Source organism: Janthinobacterium sp. 64 (assembly GCF_002813325.1).
Lineage (GTDB): Bacteria > Pseudomonadota > Gammaproteobacteria > Burkholderiales > Burkholderiaceae_D > Janthinobacterium.
The window spans coordinates 1,081,286-1,099,655 of sequence record NZ_PHUG01000001.1; the positions used below are offsets into that span (position 1 = coordinate 1,081,286).

Sequence of the window (18,370 nt, forward strand, 5' to 3'; positions counted from 1 at the left end):
TGCCGACAGCGTCGTGGTAGTGGCGCGTCACGTGCACGCTGCGCTGCTCTTAGCAGCGCCAGCGCACAAGCTGCCTGCTGTTTGCGTTTTCTCAATGGCATCGCGTCTGCCCTTTTTATGATGTCAGTACAGGCTCTTGCGGGATACATACAGGCAAGCTGGCTGCCTGGATTGAGCAATTTTCAAGGAGCGAGCGTGGACCTGGGCGACAGCAGCGGCAAGGCGAGCAAAACCGCCACGGCGGCCGTGCGCAAGCGCGACGTGCTGCCGTATATCCTGCTGTTCATCTTGCTGGCGGGCTTGCTGGCCGTGCTGGCGGGCGCCCTGCTGCCGCCGTACTACCACGCGGTGCCGGCATTGCTGTGGAGCCTGGGCTTTTGCGTCAGCGGCATGCTGCTGGGATTTCTGTTCGGCATCCCGCGCAGCCTGCCATCGGGCACCGTCAACGCCGCGCCGCCCGACGAGCGGGCCAATGGCAAGGGCCGCCCAACGGACGAGCTGCCGGCCGCGGGGGCCGATGCGGTGGCCAGCAATACCCTGTTTTTGGGCACGCCCACGCCCATGGAAATCAATTCCAACCTGGTGGAAGTGTCGGACTGGCTGACGAAAATCATCGTCGGTGTGGGTTTGATCGAGCTCAAAAGCCTGCCCGGCAGCGCGCGCAGCATGGCCGCCTTCATCGCACCCAGCCTGGCCACGGACACGCCCACGGCCATGGCAGTGGTGGGCGGCATCATGCTGTTCTTTTCCGTGCATGGTTTCCTGATCGGCTACCTGCTCACGCGCATTTACCTGTCCATCATGATCAAGCGCGCCGACAGCCTCGTCAAAAATGAATCCGTGCGCCTGGAAAGCGGCAAGGAAATCGAAGTGACGGAGCTGAGCCGTTTGCAGCAAAAGTCGCTCGACGACATGCAGGAAGCCGTCACGCAGCTGCTGCTGGCCCATCCGCCCGATGGCGGCGCCGCCGTCACGGCCCTGGCCGGCGTGCCGACGGCGCAAAAGCCGTCCAGCCTGGTGCTGTGGCTGGATGACCATCCGCGCAACAATACCTTGCTGGTGGAGCAGCTGGAACGGGAAAACATCAAGGTCGAGCAGGCCGTGTCGACGCGGCAGGCGCTGGCCATGCTGCAGCAAAAACACTACGCGCTGTTCATCACGGACATGGCCAGGGTGGAAAACCGCCGCCGGATCAAGGATGCGGGCGTGCGCACGGTGCGCGAAGTGCGCCAGACCTTGCCGGAACTACCCATCGTCGTGTATTGCAGCAAGGATACGGTCGCCAGCTACGGCACGGAAGCGCAGGCGGCTGGCGCCCGTTTCATCACCACCTCGGGCACCAGCTTGCTGGCGGCAATCAACAAGCTATTGCATGAGCAACGCGAGGACGACGCTCAGCCACCGGCACAGGCGTAGCTGCCCACGTAATGCAGCGAACTGCGCTGCGGGTGCGCCAGCTGATTCGGCGCAAACACGCAGACGGCCGTGTCGGCCAGCACTGTCTTCCCATCCGCGTCGGCGCAGGCCTGCGCCAGCCAGCTGTCCGCATACGACACGCCATCGAGCAACTGCGCCAGCGGCGCGGGCGACGCCAGCATGGCGCTTTCAAAACAGGCCGGCTCGTAGTGCGTAAGACCCGTTTCCAGGAAGAATGGCGATGGCACGGCATCGCCATCGTCCGTGTACGTGGGCGCCAGATAGGCTTGCAGCGCTTCCCAGCTGGGGAAGCGGCCGCTGCAGGCAAACACGTGGACGACGGGCAAGGTATTGGCCAACTACAGCTTCTCCATCTTTTGCCGCACGGCCGGGGCCGTCGCCGCCGTTGGCGCCAGTTCCAGATAGGTTTTATAGGCCGCCTTGGCCTTGGCCGCATCGCCAGCCTTCGCATACGCGTCGCCCAGGTTCAGATAGGCGATGGCGCGCGACGGGTCCATCCTGACCGTGTTTTCAAACCAGCGGGCCGCTTCGCGGTATTTTTCCTGCTTGTAGAAGACAAAGCCCAGGTTATTCGCCGCCAGCGCGAAGTCGGGACGCAGTTTCAGCGCTTCCGTAAATTGCGCTTCCGCCGCCGCATACTGTTTCTCCTTGTACAACTGCAAGCCACGGTCGTTGGCCCGCTGCGCCAGCTGGCGCGTGGAGGTCGGCACGGCGCCCGGCGTGACGATCTTCTGTTCGCCGCCCTGCAAATCCTTCACCGTCACGCTGGCCGCCGCCGGTTTGGCGTCGAGCTTGCTGTTCAGGGCAATGGCTTCCGTCGACAGCTGCGTCGTGTTCGGGCTGAGGAATTCCGTTTCGCCCGGCAATTCGAAGACGAAGTCGCCCCCTTCCGAGCCAGGCAAGCTGCCGAACGCGGGCGTCTGGTTCGACACGCTGGACACGGCCGGCGCCACGTAGGCGGCCAGTTCCGTGGCCGTGATCAAGCCGTCGCCGTTGAGGTCGCCCTTGCCCGCCAGGCCCTGCAGCAAGGTCCATGTAAATACGGAGTGGCCGTTCGGCCCGCCATCGGCGACGAGCTGGTCGCCGCCGCCGGCCGTCAGCATTTGCCGGCCGATGCGCTTGGCGTTGTCGCGCAGGAAAGAGCTGGAACCGGCGCCACGGGTCAGGCCCAGGCCGCTGTAGCAGGCATCCATGACGAAGAACGCGTGCTTGGCCGTCAAGGACTCCGCGATATTCTGGATTTCCGTCATCGGAATCGCATCCGTGGCGAATTGCGCCGGGTCGGAGTCAACGGGCACGATATAGCCCAGGTCGCGCCCCGAGCTGAGCTTGCGCGTGGCGCCGTGGCCGGCGAAAAACACGAAGATACGGTCATTCTTTTGCACGCCACCGTGGGCCAGCTTATCGTGGAAGGCGGCCAGGATGTTGTTGCGGGTCGCTTCGCCATTTTTCAGGGTCACGACGCGCTCGGGCGCAAACGCAAACTTTTCAATCAGCGTTTCGCGGATGCCTTGCGCATCGCGCACCGCATATTGCAGTTTCGGCCATTTCGCGTAATCGTCGATGCCGATCACCACGGCCCAGGAATTGGCGTAACCGGTCGTCACGGGCACTTTCTCGGGCGCGGGCGCCGTGCTTTTTGCCACCTGGAAGCTCGTGCCATCCCAGCCCGCGAATTGATAGCCTTCGGCGATCAGCTTGTCTAGCACGGCCGGCAAGGCTTTCACCGTGCGTTCATGGATGTCGTGGAACAGGACGATGCCGCGCCCCGCCTTGTCGACGGAGGCCAGCACCCGGTTCGTGATCGAGCTGGGCACGGGATCGGCCCAGTCCAGCGAATCGATATTCCACATCACGGATTTCAAATGCGCATCGGCCAGCGCGGCCATGCCTTCGCTGTTGCGCGCGCCATACGGAAAGCGGAACAGCGCGGCCCGCTCGGGGCTGATGGCTTTTAATAAGGTATCGGTGCCGAGGATTTCGCCTTTCAGCTTGTCGCCCGTCTGTTTCGACAACTGTGCATGGCTGAAACTGTGGTTGCCCACGGCATAGCCTTCTTTCATCAGCTTGCGGCTCACTTCCGCGCCCGCACCCAGCTTGGCGTGGCCTTCCGCGTCGAGCGAACCGAGGTTGCGCCCCACGTTGAAGAACACGGCCGGCACGCCATACTGTTTCAAAATGGCGCTGATTTCTTCCGTGTAGCGGCGGTGCGGGCCGTCGTCGAAGGTCAGCACGATGGTTTTCTTCGGCAAGCCCAGGCCAAAGATTTCCGCCTCATCCTTCTTTGGCGCCGGCTTGACTTCGGGTACAGAACCGGCAGGGGGCACGGCATACGGCACGACGATGCCGTTTTCCTTCAGAATCTGTTCGCGGCTGTAGAGCTTTTTCAGCTGCGCCACGTAATCGTCCCAGCGCTCGCGTTTGAGTTCGATGGCGCGCTGGCCCAGGTTGCCGAAGATTTGCCGGATTTCCTTCTCGTAATTGCGCTCGATCTCGCCCAGCGCATCGAGGTCTTCGGAAATACGCTTGTGCAGCTTGATCGCCGGCAAGGAGGAGTCCTTGGCCACGTCGGCCAGCATGCTTTGCAGCAGCTCGCGGAAGGCCAGGCGGTCCGCGTCATACAGACCGGGATCCGATTCGATATACGTCAACAGACTGTCGAGCGCTTCGAAGCGGCCCGGATTCGTGGGCGCCGTCAATTGATCCAGTGCAAGATCGAGCCTGGCGATGCGTTCCTGGTTTTCATGGAACAGCGCCTGACCCACCTTGCGGGCTTCGTCGCGCGCGCCTTCCGGCAAGCTTTGCTCATCGGCCAGCAACACGATGATCTTGCGGAAATTGCCCAGCAAATCGCGGAACTGGGCGGCCACGGCGGCCGTATCGACGGCGGACTGCGGCGCGGCGGCCGGACTGCCCGAGGCGGGAGCGCCCGGCGTGGCGGTGGCGGCAGGACGGGTATAGGTATAAATGCCGGCCCCAGCGGCGAGAGCCACGACGACGGTGGCGGCGATCTTGATCGGCTTGGAAGTCACAGGCTTATTTTTCCCTTCAACTACGGAGTAAGACGGCGCACGTGCGCCGACAGTGTCATATTCCGTAATTGTAGAGCACGCCTGGCAACTTGGCCCGTACGTTTATTGCCAGGCAGCCAAGCGCTTACAGCGGGTCCGGATCAAAATGCTTGCGCAAGCCTTGCCAGCACTCGAAATAATCGTTTTGCAACAGTCCGCCGTTCAAGGCGAACGGCGTGGGCTTGAGGATGGTGCGCGTCTCGAACATGAAGGCCATGGTATCGGCCACCTTCGCCGGCGCCGACGTGTCGCTGTGCGAGGCGCGTTCGAACGTTTGCGCATCGGGGCCGTGGCCGGACATGCAGTTGTGCAGGCTGGCGCCGCCCGGCACGAAACCGGCCGCCTTGGCGTCGTACACGCCGTGGATCAGTCCCATGAATTCGCTGGCCACGTTGCGGTGGAACCAGGGTGGGCGGAAAGTATGCTCGGCGGCCAGCCAGCGCGGCGGGAAGATGGCAAAGTCGATGGCGCCAAATAGCGGGTTCTCGCTCGGTGCCTGCAGCACGAGGAAGATCGACGGGTCCGGATGGTCGTAGCTGATCGAGCCGATGGTGTTGAAGCGGCGCAAATCGTATTTATACGGCGCGTAATTGCCATGCCAGGCCACCACGTCCAGCGGTGAATGGTCCAAGGTCGTGCGCCACAGATGGCCGCCGAACTTGGCCACGAGTTCGCACTCGCCATCGATGTCTTCGTAGGCCGCGTGCGGCGTGAGGAAATCGCGGCTATTCGCCAGGCCGTTCGAGCCGATGGGTCCCATGTCGGGCAAACGGAAAGCCGTGCCGAAATTTTCGCACACATAGCCGCGCGCCGCGCCATCGGGCAGGGTCACGCGGAAGCGCACGCCGCGGGGGATCACGGCGATTTCCTGCGGTTCCAGCTCGATCAAGCCCAGTTCCGTGGCAATCGCCAGCCTGCCCTGTTGCGGCACGACCAGCAATTCGCCATCGGCCGAATAAAAGAAGCGCTGCATGGAGCGGTTCGCCGCATACACGTGGATGGCGCAGCCGCTCATGGCTTCGGCGCTGCCGTTGCCTGCCATGGTTTGCCAGCCGTCGATGAAGTCCACCGGCGTGCTGTCGGGCAGCGGCAGCGGGTCCCAGCGCAGCTGGTTCGGCGGCGTGGGAGGCATGGCGTGGAAATCGCTGACGATGCGGGTACTGGCAAGCAACGTGAATGGCGGATGCTGGCTGGCGGGGCGGATGCGGTACAGCCACGAGCGCCGGTTCTGCGCGCGCGGCGCCGTGAAGGCCGTGCCCGACAATTGTTCCGCATACAGGCCCAGGGGCGCCTGCTGCGGCGAATTCTGCCCTTGCGGCAAGGCGCCGGGCACGGCTTCCGTGGCAAATTCGTTGCCGAAGCCGCTTTGGTAGCCGGTGCCGATCATGCCGGCTCCGCCAGGCCGTCGGCCGCGTCGCGCAGCAAGCCCTGCACCACGTCGGCCTGGCCGATGGCGCCCATGGCCAGCAAGGCGAAACGGGCCAGGAACAAGGGCGAACGCTGCTCGCCCAGGCCGCCCATGGTGTGGCACAGCTCGGTGTAAAGATTATCGAGTTCGATGTCGGTCATGTTGTCTCCTTAATAATTTTTAATGACCCGCTGCGCAAAGTACTGGGGTCAGACCCGCCGGGTCTGACCCCGGCTTTTGCCAGCGCTTCAATCACCTGCCCCGCCCGCACTTGCCGCCAGCGCCCCAGCACGTGCCCATCCGGGCGCACCAGATAATAGCTGCCGGGCTGCGCGTCAAACAGCGAGAATACCTGCGCCGTGTGATCCCAGGCGCCCCCTTGCGCCCCGCCGCGGGCGATCGCCACGGTCGTCAAGGGCAAGGTATCGCCCAGCGCCAGCAGGTCAGCTGGGACGGCGCCATCGTCGCTGAAATACAGCCCCGTGAAATTGCCATCAGTACGGTTCACCAGATCGGTAATATACCCCGCTTTTTGTCCGCCCTTGTGCGGCAGCGCCAGCGGGCATTCGGGCAAGACCGTGCCCGGCGCGGGGCCGGCGGCAAACATCGCGCCATCTGGCGCATTCAGCGGCGACTGCGCATACGCGATGGCGCTGGTCTGGCGCGGGTTGATCAGCGAGCGCACGTGCGCATGCTTGCCCGCCAGGCCCAGCACGGCCGTACGCATCAGATCGAAGGCAAACGTGGGCGGCGCCATGAATTCCGTGCTTTTCGTGCCGTGGCGCAGGTTTTCATGGGCCGCGTACACGCGCTCGTCCGAATAGCTGTCCAGCAAGGCCTGCGGCGCCTGGCCCTTGACCACGTAGGCGAGCTTCCAGGCCAGGTTGTCCGCGTCGTCGATGCCGGAATTGGCCCCGCGCACGCCGAAAATGGGCACCAGATGAGCCGCATCGCCCGCGAACAGCACGGCGCCGTGCCGGTATTTTTCCAGGGTCAGCGCGTTGGCTTTATAAATGGTGATCCACACGGGATGCCATGGCGCTGTTTCTCCCATCATGGCCAGCAGGCTGTCGACTCTGGGCGCCACGTTTTCCAGCAACACGGCCGCCTGCGCATCCTCGTCGTCGCGCAACTGGTAGTCGATGCGCCAGATATCGTCCGGCTGCTTGTGCACCAGCACGGTCGAGCCGGGATTCGACGGCGGGTCGAAATACGCAAGGCGCTCCGTCGGGCGATCGCTTTTCAAATGGATGTCGACGATCACATAGCGCCCTTCATAGCTGGTGCCCTGCAGTTTGAGGCCCAGCGCTTCGCGCACTGCGCTGCGCCCGCCATCGGCCGCCACCAGCCAGTCCGTGTCAATCTGGTAGGTTTCGTCGGGCGTGGCGACCGTGACAGTAGCGCCATCGGCGCGCTGGTCCACGCCGGTGACCCGCGTTTGCCAGCGGATATCGATCAGCTCCGGCTGGCTTTCGGCCGCATCGAGCAGGAATTGTTCGATATGGTATTGCGCCAGGTTGACCATGGGCGGCAGCTTCTGGTTCGCGTCTTGCGGCATCGTGAAGTGCAGCACTTCCTCGTTGCGGGAAAAGCTGCGTCCGCCCGCCCACGGCAAGCCCTTGCGGATAAAACCGTCAAGCGCCCCCAGGCGGTCGATGATTTCCAGGCTGCGCCGCGAAATGCAGATGGCGCGGCTGCCCGTGCACACGCCGTCGTCCGCTTCGATCAGCACCGAGCGCACGCCGTGGCGCGCCAGGCCTAGGGCCGTGGCCAGACCCACGGGGCCGCCGCCGACGATCAGCACCGGCACGTGCTGCGTGGCGGCACCGGTCGGTTTGCCGGGCGGATAGACTTTCGGCACATGGGGATAAGGGTGGAAGATGTCGCTCATGATGGATCCTATTCAATCAAGATTGTTCTTTGCCGCCACGGGCGATGGGCAAGGTCAGCACGATGGCCGCGCCCGCCACCAGCAGCACGCTGGCATACAGCAAGCCCGTGGCAAAGCTGTGCGTGATGTCTTTCAGCCAGCCCACGACGACGGGGTTCAGGGCCGAGCCGATATTGCCCGTGGCGTTGATGACGGCGATGCCGATGGCGCGCGCGCCGAGGCTCAGGGCACGGTCCGGCGTGGTCCAGAAGACGGACATGGCCGTGTAAGCGCCCGTCGAGGCCATGCACACGCCCAGCAGTTGCACGACAGGATTGCCGGAATACGCGGTCAACAGCCAACCAAAGGCCGACAGCAGCATGGGCCAGACGATGTGCCAGCGGCGTTCCTGCAGGCGGTCCGAGCGGCGGCCCCAGGCAATCATGCCGATGACGGTGCACACTTGCGGGATGGCGGCCAGCAAGCCGATCTGCGTGTTGCTGGCGTTGCTGTTAAAACTTTTCACGATCAACGGCGTCCACACGGCCACCATGGCCAAAGTATTCACCAGGCAAAAATAGGCGACGCCGAATTTCAGCACGGTGGGCGAGCACATTTCCGCCAGCACCGAGGTTTTCTGGGCCTGCGCCGCAGGCTTGTGCTCGGCCGCCAGCATGCGCGCCAGCACCTGCTGTTCCAGCTTGCTCAGCCAGTTCGCCTTGCCCGGCGCATCATCGAGGTAGCCGTACACGGCCAGGCCCAGCAGGACGGATGGCATGCCTTCGAGCAAGAACAGCCATTGCCAGCCCTTCAGACCCCAGTGGCCGTCCAGGCCCAGGATCAGGCCCGACAGGGCCGAACCGATGGCGGCCGTGACGGGCATGGCGATCATGAACAGGGCATTGGCCCGCGCGCGGTAGGCGCTGGGAAACCAGTACGTCAGGTACAGCAGCATGCCGGGCAGGAAGCCCGCTTCCGTCACGCCGACCAGGAAGCGCAGCGCATACAGGCTGGCCGGGCCGCTGGCGAACAGGGTCGCCGTCGAGGCCAGGCCCCAGGCGATCATCATGCTGCCGATCCATTTGCGCGCGCCGATGCGGGCCAGCACGATGTTGCTGGGGATGCTGCAGGCGATGTAGGCGATGTAAAACAGGGTGGTGGCAAAACCGAACTGGGTGCCACTCAAGCCCAGGTCCTGCATCATGGTCAGGCCGGCGAAGCCGATGTTGATGCGATCCAGGAAGGAAAACACGAACAGCAGGAACAGAAATCCCAGCAGATGGCGCGATACCTTGCGCATCACCTGCTGTTCCAGTTGGGAGGCGGCCGCGTCGGGAACGGGCGCAGTAGTGGCTTGTGTAGCCGCTTTGGCGATGGTCATGCTAGTCTCCATAAGGTGTCGCCCTCCCCTTGTTGATTTTATTGGGTGAGAGCGGCCGGGTGATCCCGGCTTGAAACACAGTATGCAGACGACAACGACGCTGGCTGTCCCCATTTTGGGGACGTTTTACGGCCAAAACAGTCAAGAAGGCGGAGCCATTGCTACGCCGAAGGGACTAGACGGGGGCTGGCGCCATGCACAGCGCGAACAACTGGCGCTGGCTGGAAATACCCAGGCGTTTATAGGCGCGCTTCTGGTAAGTCGTCACGCTGGACGGTTGCACGCCCATGGTTTCCGCGATTTCCACGGCCGTCAGGCCTTCGAGCACGCAGCGCAGCACGTCCAGTTCGCGCTTGCTCAAGGCGGGACAATGCTGGCGTAGCCGTGCCAGCATCATGGGCGCGACGCCTTGCGTATTCTGGCCGTTCAGGCTGTAGTGATACTTGACGGCATGGGCAAACAGCGGTGACAGGGTTTCGATGCCCGCCACTTCGCCGGGCAAGAACTTGCCCTGGCTGCTGTCGCGGTAGAAATTGACGGACAGCCAGATATCGCCGGCCGGCTGCAGCAGCAAGGACAAACGATCCGAGACATTCGGTTTTTGATAGCAGGCGGCGCGGTAGCCGGGATGATCGATCTCGTCGCTGGCTTGCTGGTGCAGCACGATGGCGGGATCGATTTTGCGCCCCGGTGCCGGCGCGATCACGCGCTGGTTGCCGTCGAGCGCGTAATAGTGGCGCGCGTAGCTGTCGGCAATATCTTGCAGGAAACGTCCGCCGCGCCGGTCGGCCACGGCGACCGTGCGCGGGCGGTTGCCGAATTCATAGGCAAAGATCGTGCACTGGGCAATCGGCGCGACCGTGCTGACCGTTTTCAGGATGGCCCCGGCGACGGCATTCACGTCCGCATGGCCGATGGCGGCCATCAGCTCCAGGGTACGCCCGAAGTCCAGCTGCCCTTCCGCCTGCCGCCGCTCGACGCGCCAGTACCGCATATCAGCTTCCTTACTGCCCGCGCTGCGGCAAGACCCAGTCCGGCCGGATGTAATGGCAGGTGTAGCCGTGCGGCAAGCGCTGCAGATAATCCTGGTGCTCGGGTTCCGCTTCCCAGAACGGGCCGGCGAGCGCCACTTCCGTCACCACCTTGCCGGGCCACAGGCCGGAAGCGTCGACGTCGCGGATGATGTCTTCGGCCACCCGTTTTTGCTCGTCGTTCGTGTAATAGATGGCCGAGCGGTAGCTGGTGCCGCGGTCATTGCCCTGGCGGTTTTCCGTGCTGGGGTCGTGGATCTGGAAGAAAAATTCCAGGATCTTGCGGTAGCTGATGGTGTTCGGGTCGAAGACGATCTCGATCGCTTCCGCATGCGTGCCGTGGTTGCGGTAGGTGGCGTTGGCCACGTCGCCGCCGCTGTAGCCCACGCGTGTGGCGATCACGCCCGGATAACGGCGCAGCAAGTCTTGCACGCCCCAGAAGCAGCCGCCGGCCAGGATCGCGGTTTCATTGCCTTGTGCATAGGCTTGTGCCATGGTGTCTTTCCCGTTCTAGTCAGAAGCAGCTATCTTACCCTGTCGCGCGACTTTCTTCAGCGGGCCAGCAAGCGTTTGAGCTGCGCCGCCTGGTAGGCGCCGATGGCGTCATTGAACAGGCAGCGGATCAGCGGGTCGTCGACGATGTCCGCCTCGTCCAGTCCGGCCCGCGTGGCGGCGTCGAAAGGGCCATCGTTGATGCGCATGTACATTGAGGTGAGCGATTCACCGAGCACCAGCGCCGCATGGCATTTCACCAGCGGCACCTCGGTGGTCCATCCCGGCGCCTCGCCCGTGTCCGGCACGAGGTCGATCAAGTCGCCGTGCGTGCGGTAATGCAGGACCGTGGCCGCGCCGTCATGGCCGTACAGCGCCAGGCGCCAAAGACGCGGAGCCTGGAAATAGCTGTCTTCGGGCAGCTCCATGTCGCGGTAGCGCTCAAGCAAACCGTTGCGGCAGAAATCGAGCACCAGCGCGGCATCATCCGCACTCAAGGGCGCGAAACGGCGCGCGATGTCCGCCGTGGCGGGTGGCGGCGCATCGGGGCGGTAGTCGAAATCCACATCCTGCGGGCCCACGGGCAGCACCCAGGGCAAGGGGGCGGCGCTGCTCACGCCGTGCGCGTCGAGCAGCACGGCCGTCGATGGATCGAGGCGGAAGATGTGCGCGCCCGGCAGCGCGGCGCCGATTTCCTCGGCAAAGCGGCGGTAGGTAATCGGGAACATCGCATGGTTGTACCAGGACCACTCTTCCTGCACGAACTGGCAGGAGCTGGGCACGAGGTAACGGGGCGCCAGCGCGCGCAGCTGCGGTACCCAGTCGTCGGGAAACTCGACTGGCCCCCGCACTGCCTGCGACGGCGCGATGACGGCGATCTCGCGCATGGTCTGGAATGGCCACAGCACCATGTCCCACGGCGCAAAGGCAGCCAGCTGTTCCAACGTTTCGGGGCCGATCCAGGAATCGACGACGTTGAGCACGTTCAAGCCGGCGGCGCGCACCTGGAACAGCGAGTCGACATCGTCATCGAGCGCGCGGCGCGGGATCACCTCGATGCTGCCCACCTGTACCGGCACGTCGACGTGCAGGCGCTGCACGTGCGTAAAACCCAGTGCGCGGATCATCGCGAACAGTTCGTCGAAGACGCAGTACAGATAGATGGGCGTGGCGCGGTCGAGCGCATCGAGGCTGTCGAGCGAGCAGTGGTCGTCGTGGAAGTGCGAGATGAAGACGGCATCCCAGCGCAGCCGGCGCACGGCATCGAGGTCGAAGCGCACGGGCGGAAACGCGTGGCAATTGCGGCTGAACGGGTTTTCGACGATGGGATCGAAGGCGATGGCCGTGCCTGCGCATTCGAAGACATAGCCGGCGTGCAGGATGCGGGAGATTTTCAGGGGCATGGGAAAATGAAAAAAACCCAACGGCGTAAATACCGGGGTCGGACCCTGAGGGTCCGACCCCAGCTCTTGCTTTTGGGGTGAAAAAGGCCGCTAACGGCGCGCCAGGGACAAACCTCAATACGGATTATTCAGCACATCCATCGCGAAATACGTAAAAATCATGTCCGCGCCCGCGCGCTTGATGGCGCCCAGGGTTTCCTGCACCACGCGGCGCTCGTCGATGGCGCCCGCCTGGGCGGCGAACTTGATCATCGCGTACTCTCCGCTGACCTGGTAGGCGCCGATCGGCAAACGCGTCACTTCGCGCAGGTCGCGGATGATGTCCAGGTAGGCCCCGGCCGGTTTCACCATCAGCGCGTCGGCGCCTTCGGCTTCGTCGATCAGCGACTCGCGGATCGCTTCGCGGCGGTTCATCGGGTCCATCTGATACGTCTTGCGGTCACCCTTCAGGGTGCTGCCGGCCGCGTCGCGGAACGGACCGTACAGGCCGGAAGCGAACTTGGTCGAATACGCCATCACGGGCGTGTCGTGGAAACCGGCCGCATCCAGCGCGCTGCGAATCGCCGCCACCTGGCCATCCATGGCCGCCGATGGCGCGATGATATCGGCGCCCGCCTGCGCGGCGATGACGGCTTGCTTGCCCAGGTTGAGCACCGTGCTGTCGTTGTCGACCGTATCACCATGCAGGATGCCGCAATGGCCGTGGTCCGTGTATTCACAGAAGCAGGTGTCGGACATGACCACCATTTCCGGCACGGCGTCCTTGATGATGCGCGACATGCGCGCCACCAGGCCGTCCGGGTTCAGGGTGTCCGTGCCGTGGCTGTCCTTGTGGTGCGAAATGCCGAAGGTCATGACGGAGCGCAGGCCGGCGCGCGCGTAGCGCTCCACTTCCTGCGCCAGCTTCGCTTCGGGAATGCGGCGCACGCCAGGCATGGACTTGATGTCGATGAAATCGCTGGAGCCTTCGTCGACGAAGATCGGCAGGACCAGGTCGCGCGGGTTGATCTCGGTTTCGCGGAACAGCTCGCGCAGTTGCGGGGTCGCGCGCAGGCGGCGCATGCGCGAAGTGGGGAATTGTGCTGGCATGGTAACTGGCTTCAGGTTAAGGACGCCCGCAAGTATACGCCGATCAAGGCGCTTGCGCCGGGCCGCGCGGCAAAAAAGCCGCGCAGGTCAAAAAATGCCGTCGGGTGCAACGAAGAAGCTTACAAGTTGGTAATGTACTGTTTAGCCACGCTGGCGCAGCAGCCGCAAGCGCAGGCGCAAGCCCGGCGCCGCATCCTCGATCTCCAGGCTGCCGCCGTGCAGGGACGCGATGGCCGCCACGATCGACAGGCCCAGTCCATTGCCGGGCAAATGGCGGCTCTTGTCGAGCCGGTAAAAACGCTGCGTCAGCTTCGGCAGCTCTTCCGTTGGCACGCCGGGGCCGTTGTCGCGCACGGCCAGCCAGCTGCCCTGCTCATCGCTGCCGGCCGACACGTCCACCGTGGCGCCCGGCCCCGCATACTTGATGGCGTTGTCGACCAGGCTGGCCAGCGCGCTGCCCAGCAGGTTGCGGTCGCCGCGCGCCGGCACGCTGTCGCCAACCATCTGCACCAGCAGCACGCCCTGCTCGTCGGCCGTCGCTTCGTACATTTCCACGATGTCGGCGCCGATCTGCTGCAGGTCGATGTCATCGAAATTCTCCGGGCGCATGCCCGATTCGGCCGCCGCGATCTGCAGCAGCTTGTCGAACACGCGCGTCAGGTCGTCGATATCGTCGATGGCCGCCTGCGCCGTCTGCGCATAGCCAGCCACGTCCTGCTGCTGGCGCAAAGCGCCATCGAGCTTGTTGCGGATGCGGCCCAGCGGCGTGCGCAAGTCGTGCGCGATGGCGTTCGAGACGTGGCGCACGCCTTCCATCAAGTGTTCGATGCGGTCGAGCATGCGGTTGATGTCGCGGCTCAGCAAGCCGAATTCATCCTCGCTGGCGACGGGAATGCGCCGGCTCAGGTCGCCTGCCTCGATTTCCCCCGCCGTGCGGCGGATTTGCCCGATGCGCGCCTCGAGCTGGCGGCGGAACAGCCACGCGCCCGCCACCACCAGCAAGATGGCCACCCCGCCGCCATAGGCCAGCGAGCGCAGCACCAGGGTACGGATCGACTTGCCCTCTTCCATGTCGCGCCCGACGAACAGGCGCGCGCCGCCCGCCAGGTCGCGGATCAGCATGCGCGCGGGCACCCTGCGCCCTTCGCGCGTGACGTCGCGGTGCAGCAAACGGCCCACGGGACTGGCAAGGTCGGGCCAGGACGACAGATTGCCCGCCACGCGGCGGCCATCGGCGTCCACCAGCAAAAAAATCTCCGTGTCGCTGTCGGTGCGGTCGGTGAGCAGATGGGCAATTTCCGCCGTTGTGCGGCTGCTGCCGCCCTGCTGGTACAGCGTGGAGAGGCGCTCCGAGAGCAGGGTCAGCTTGCGGTCCACGCTGCGATCGAGCACGCCGATGGTGCCGAAATAGAAGACGGCGCAGACGATGCTGATCGACACGACCACCAGCACGCCATAGCCGAGCGCCAGGCGGGCCGCAATGGAACGGTGCCAGTTACGCACCATCGAGCACGCCCAGCGTATAGCCGACGCCGCGCACCGTGTGGATCAGCGGCGGCGAGAATTCCTTGTCCACCTTGGTGCGCAAGCGGCTCACCTGCACGTCGATGACGTTCGTCTGCGGGTCGAAATGGTAATCCCACACCGCCTCGAGCAGCATGGCGCGCGTGACGGACTGGCCCTGGTGGCGCATCAGGTATTCCAGCAGGCGAAATTCGCGCGGCTGCAGGGCGATCTGCCGGTTGGCGCGCGTCACGCGCATGGTGCGCATGTCGAGCACCAGGTCGGCCACCTGCAGCTGCGTCGCTTCGGGCACGGGCGCGGCGCGCCGCAGCAGCGCCTCGATGCGCGCCAGCAGTTCGTCGATGGCGAACGGTTTCGACAGGTAATCGTCGCCGCCGCTGCGCAAGCCGCGCACGCGCTCGTCGACGCTGGACAGGGCCGACAGCACCAGCACGGGCGTGTTGCGGCCCATGCCGCGCAGGCGCGCAACGATGGCCAGGCCGTCGATTTCGCCGGGCAGCAGGCGGTCGAGCACCAGCGCATCCCAGTCTTCGCCACAGGCCAGGCGCATGCCGTCGATGCCATTGTCGCAGGCGGTGACGTCGTGGCCCGCCTCGCGCAGGCCGGCGCAAATGTAACGGGAAGTTTCGGCTTCGTCTTCGATGACCAGGCAGCGCACGGGAGATTCCTTGTAAAGATCAGGCGGCAAATAGGCGCAGCATACGCCAGGCGCGCGCCGGTTGCCAGCCCCGTCGCGTGCGGCAAACGATGACGGGGTCGGGTACAATACGGCCTCGGCAATGTTTGGCCGCGCCCGCGCGCGCGCACGTACGCATGTTTTTATCGGCGCCGCCCCGATTGCTGCGGCCTGCATCGCCACCACCGCCACTAACGAACAGCAGGCACGCCCGGCGCGCGCCATAGACAAATACAGCCATGAAATCGACCCACTCTCTCGCACTGGCGCTGGCCATGGCCATCACCTGCGGCAGCGCCGCCGCCGCAGACGCCAAACAAACCATGCTGTTCGATGAAATTCCCATCGGCAGCTGGAGCACCTCCGCCGAACTGGGCGCTATCACCACCTCGGGCAATACGGTCGGCACCTCGGTAACGGGCAAGATCGACGCGCGCCAGGAACTCGATGACTGGAGCAATCAGTACATCTTCAGCGGCTACTTCAAGGAAGATGAAACGACGAACGACGACGGACAGAAAGTGCGCGAACGCTCGGCCGAACGCTTTTCCGCTTCCGCCAAGGCCGCCTACAAACTGATGGCCGACCATGAAAAACTGTTCGTGCTGGCCTCGCACGTGAACGACAAGTTCGGCGCCTATACCAAGTACTCGACCCTGGCCGTCGGTCATGGCTCGCGCTGGTACCAGTCGAGCGACAAGAGCGTCGACGTGGAATTCGGTCCTGGCTATTTCAGCGGCACCAACGAGACGGGTGAATCGGAGCACGGCCTGACGGTGCGCGGCGCTGCCGCCATGAAGTGGAAGATCAGCCAGTCGGCGATGTTTTCACAGACGCTCAGCGTCGAACGCGGTACGTCGAACACCCACTCGATCGCCGAAACGTCCCTCAGCACGAAAATCAACGGCACCATGCAGATGAAGGCCGCCTTCAGCGCACGCAACGACACGCGCGTACCGGACGACAAGAAGAACACGGATACGCAAACCTCGCTGACCCTGGTCTATTCGTTCTGAGATGCCGGCCACGCTGATGCGGCGACTGCGCCTGGGCGCCCTGCTGTGCGCGGCGGCGCTCCTGAGCGGCTGCGCCGCCGTCACCGTCAGCGCGATCTCGCCGGCCGACTACCTGCAGCAGCGGCGCGGCGACATCCTCACCACGGGCAAACTCAGCGCCTCGGCCAGCGAGGTGCTGCGCATCATCGGCAGCGACATCGCCGCCTGCGAAGCCAATACGGGCAGCTGCCGCGCCGACCTGGCCCGCTCCGAGCTGCTCAGCGACGAGCAGCGCCTGGCCACCTTGTCCGAACTGTGGCTGGAAAGCGCGCTGGCGGAAGAAAAACAGGACGGCCATGCCAGCGCCGAGCGGCTGGCCGCCTGGCTCGAATCGGCCCGCTACGCCTACGCCTATCTGTTCTACACGACGCGCACGCCGGGCCAGCGCGCCTTCGAAGAGCGCCAGACGCAAATCCGCGACTACTATAACTATGCCGTGCAAAAGGCCGTCGGCAACCTGTTTCGCCACCGTGGCGAATACCGCCCGGACGGCAATGTGATCCGCGTCGCCGGCTGGCAGATCGACAGCGAACTGTCGGCCCTGCGCCTGCCCGACGACGGCACCCTGCCCGACGAACTGCTGCCGGCCACCTCGCTGTCGTTTTCCGGCCTGCGCAATGTGTACCGGCGCGACGGCTTCGGCGCCGACCTGGTGGCCGTCATGCCCAAGCCCCAGGCGTCGAAAGGCGAGTATGTACCGTATCAGGAAACCCGCTTCCCTGTCGTCACGGCGCTGATCCGCTTCGACGGCAACAGCCTGCAGGAGGTATTGGCCACGCAGCAGTTGATGGTGATGCTGGTCGACCCGACGCGCAGCGAATCGACGCGCATGGCGGGCCAGGAATTACCCGTGGCGGCCAACTTCACGGCCGGCTATGGTTTGTGGCTGGCCCGTTCCGGCTTCGGTGTGCAGGCGCTGCGCACCCTGTTCGGCCGCGCCGACGGCATCTCGCGCCCGCAGGTCCACCTGATGCAGCCCTACGATCCGAACAAGCGCACCATCGTCATGCTGCACGGCCTGGCCAGCAGCCCGGAAGCGTGGATCAATGTGGCAAATGAACTGATGGGCGACGAACAGCTGCGTCGCCGCTACCAGATCTGGCAGGTGTACTACCCCAGCAATGCGCCGCTGGCGGCCAACAACGTGGCCATCCGCCAGGCGCTGGCCGCCACGCTGGCGCATTTCGACCCTTCGGCCAGGGCGGATGCAGCGAACGACATGGTCTTGATCGGCCACAGCATGGGCGGCGTGCTGGCGCGCCTGATGGTGTCCGACGCCAGCAACACCCTGCTCGACGCCATCACGGAAGAATACCATTTGAAGGGCAAGAAGGCGGAAAAAGTGCGCGCCGGTCTGGCGCCCTATTTGAATTTCACGGCCATGCCGCAAGTGAACCGCGCCATTTTCATCGCCGCGCCGCATCGCGGCACCTCGTTCGCCAACCACAAGGTGGCGCGCTGGATCGCCAACCTCGTCACCTTGCCCATCACCATGCTCGACCAGTTGTCGGACGCGGCCGGCAGCCTGGCGCAGCTCGACACGGGCAGCAGCGAGCCGCTGCGCATCCCCAACAGCATCGATAACCTCAGCGACAAGGACCCGTTCGTGCGCCTGGTAGCCGACCTGCCCATCAGCCCGAACGTGCGCTACCACTCGATCATGGGCAACGACACGCCGGAGCTGCCGCTGGCGGAATCGAGCGACGGCGTCGTGCCCTACGCCAGCGCCCACCTCGACGGCGCCCTGTCGGAAAAAGTCATCCCGTCGTGGCACAGCGTGCAGGAAAGTCCGCAGGCGATTCTGGAGATACGGCGAATATTGCGCATGCCTGACACCTTGCCCTGATGCACCTGGCATTCTTTCCGCATGCCTTATCGCTGGATAAGAAAGTTACATCGCATGATAAAGTTGCGAAACATGAGAATCTTGTAT

The 18,370-nt window shown here is 64.4% G+C and carries 15 protein-coding genes; 3 read left to right on the plus strand and 12 right to left on the minus strand.

Going from position 1 to position 18,370, the window contains the following annotated elements; genetic code table 11:
* Positions 1–195: 195 nt before the first annotated feature.
* Complete coding sequence (locus tag CLU91_RS04815; protein WP_157814599.1) at positions 196–1,416, plus strand: response regulator; 1,221 nt, start codon at positions 196–198, stop codon at positions 1,414–1,416.
* Here the strand turns inward: CLU91_RS04815 and CLU91_RS04820 are convergent.
* The 12 genes from CLU91_RS04820 to CLU91_RS04875 all read right to left on the minus strand — a co-directional run bounded on the left by CLU91_RS04820 (position 1,395) and on the right by CLU91_RS04875 (position 15,364).
* On the minus strand, positions 1,395–1,775 hold the full coding sequence (locus CLU91_RS04820) for an immunity 22 family protein (protein ID WP_100873231.1): 381 nt from the start codon (positions 1,773–1,775) through the stop codon (positions 1,395–1,397). The two genes, CLU91_RS04815 and CLU91_RS04820, sit on opposite strands and share 22 nt — an antisense overlap.
* A complete protein-coding gene (locus CLU91_RS04825) occupies positions 1,776–4,469 on the minus strand; it encodes a polysaccharide deacetylase family protein (protein ID WP_100873232.1) in 2,694 nt (897 codons plus the stop codon).
* 124 nt (positions 4,470–4,593) lie between these two features.
* Positions 4,594–5,895, minus strand: coding sequence for a homogentisate 1,2-dioxygenase (gene hmgA, locus CLU91_RS04830; RefSeq protein ID WP_100873233.1), 1,302 nt, complete (start codon positions 5,893–5,895; stop codon positions 4,594–4,596).
* Entirely contained in the window at positions 5,892–6,077 is a 186-nt protein-coding gene (locus CLU91_RS04835) for a DUF2783 domain-containing protein (RefSeq protein WP_070310620.1), read from the minus strand. Before CLU91_RS04835 ends, hmgA begins: the two co-directional genes overlap by 4 nt.
* Positions 6,074–7,807 (minus strand): FAD-dependent oxidoreductase, encoded by a 1,734-nt coding sequence (locus CLU91_RS04840; RefSeq protein WP_100873234.1) that lies wholly within the window; start codon positions 7,805–7,807, stop codon positions 6,074–6,076. The genes CLU91_RS04835 and CLU91_RS04840 overlap by 4 nt, the downstream gene beginning before the upstream one ends.
* Before the next feature lie 16 nt (positions 7,808–7,823).
* A complete protein-coding gene (locus CLU91_RS04845; protein WP_232730629.1) occupies positions 7,824–9,167 on the minus strand; it encodes an MFS transporter in 1,344 nt (447 codons plus the stop codon).
* A gap of 175 nt (positions 9,168–9,342) precedes the next feature.
* The gene (locus CLU91_RS04850; RefSeq protein WP_100873236.1) at positions 9,343–10,161 is read right to left on the minus strand and encodes a helix-turn-helix domain-containing protein; all 819 of its coding nucleotides are present in this window, start codon (positions 10,159–10,161) and stop codon (positions 9,343–9,345) included.
* Between the two features lie 10 nt (positions 10,162–10,171).
* Positions 10,172–10,693, minus strand: coding sequence for a peptide-methionine (S)-S-oxide reductase MsrA (gene msrA, locus CLU91_RS04855; RefSeq protein WP_100873237.1), 522 nt, complete (start codon positions 10,691–10,693; stop codon positions 10,172–10,174).
* A gap of 56 nt (positions 10,694–10,749) precedes the next feature.
* Complete coding sequence (locus CLU91_RS04860) at positions 10,750–12,093, minus strand: MBL fold metallo-hydrolase (RefSeq protein WP_100876583.1); 1,344 nt, start codon at positions 12,091–12,093, stop codon at positions 10,750–10,752.
* A gap of 114 nt (positions 12,094–12,207) precedes the next feature.
* Positions 12,208–13,182 carry a porphobilinogen synthase gene (hemB, locus tag CLU91_RS04865; RefSeq protein WP_100873238.1) on the minus strand — a complete coding sequence of 325 codons (975 nt, stop codon included), beginning with the start codon at positions 13,180–13,182 and terminating at the stop codon, positions 12,208–12,210.
* Between the two features lie 141 nt (positions 13,183–13,323).
* Positions 13,324–14,688 (minus strand): sensor histidine kinase, encoded by a 1,365-nt coding sequence (locus CLU91_RS04870; protein ID WP_100873239.1) that lies wholly within the window; start codon positions 14,686–14,688, stop codon positions 13,324–13,326.
* Entirely contained in the window at positions 14,678–15,364 is a 687-nt protein-coding gene (locus tag CLU91_RS04875) for a winged helix-turn-helix domain-containing protein (RefSeq protein ID WP_100873240.1), read from the minus strand. The genes CLU91_RS04870 and CLU91_RS04875 overlap by 11 nt, the downstream gene beginning before the upstream one ends.
* Positions 15,365–15,621: 257 nt before the next feature.
* Between CLU91_RS04875 and CLU91_RS04880 the strand changes: the two genes are divergently transcribed.
* Both CLU91_RS04880 and CLU91_RS04885 read left to right on the plus strand, forming a co-directional pair.
* The gene (locus CLU91_RS04880; RefSeq protein WP_100873241.1) at positions 15,622–16,398 is read left to right on the plus strand and encodes a DUF481 domain-containing protein; all 777 of its coding nucleotides are present in this window, start codon (positions 15,622–15,624) and stop codon (positions 16,396–16,398) included.
* 16 nt (positions 16,399–16,414) lie between these two features.
* On the plus strand, positions 16,415–18,283 hold the full coding sequence (locus CLU91_RS04885; RefSeq protein WP_198521248.1) for an esterase/lipase family protein: 1,869 nt from the start codon (positions 16,415–16,417) through the stop codon (positions 18,281–18,283).
* Positions 18,284–18,370: the final 87 nt, after the last annotated feature.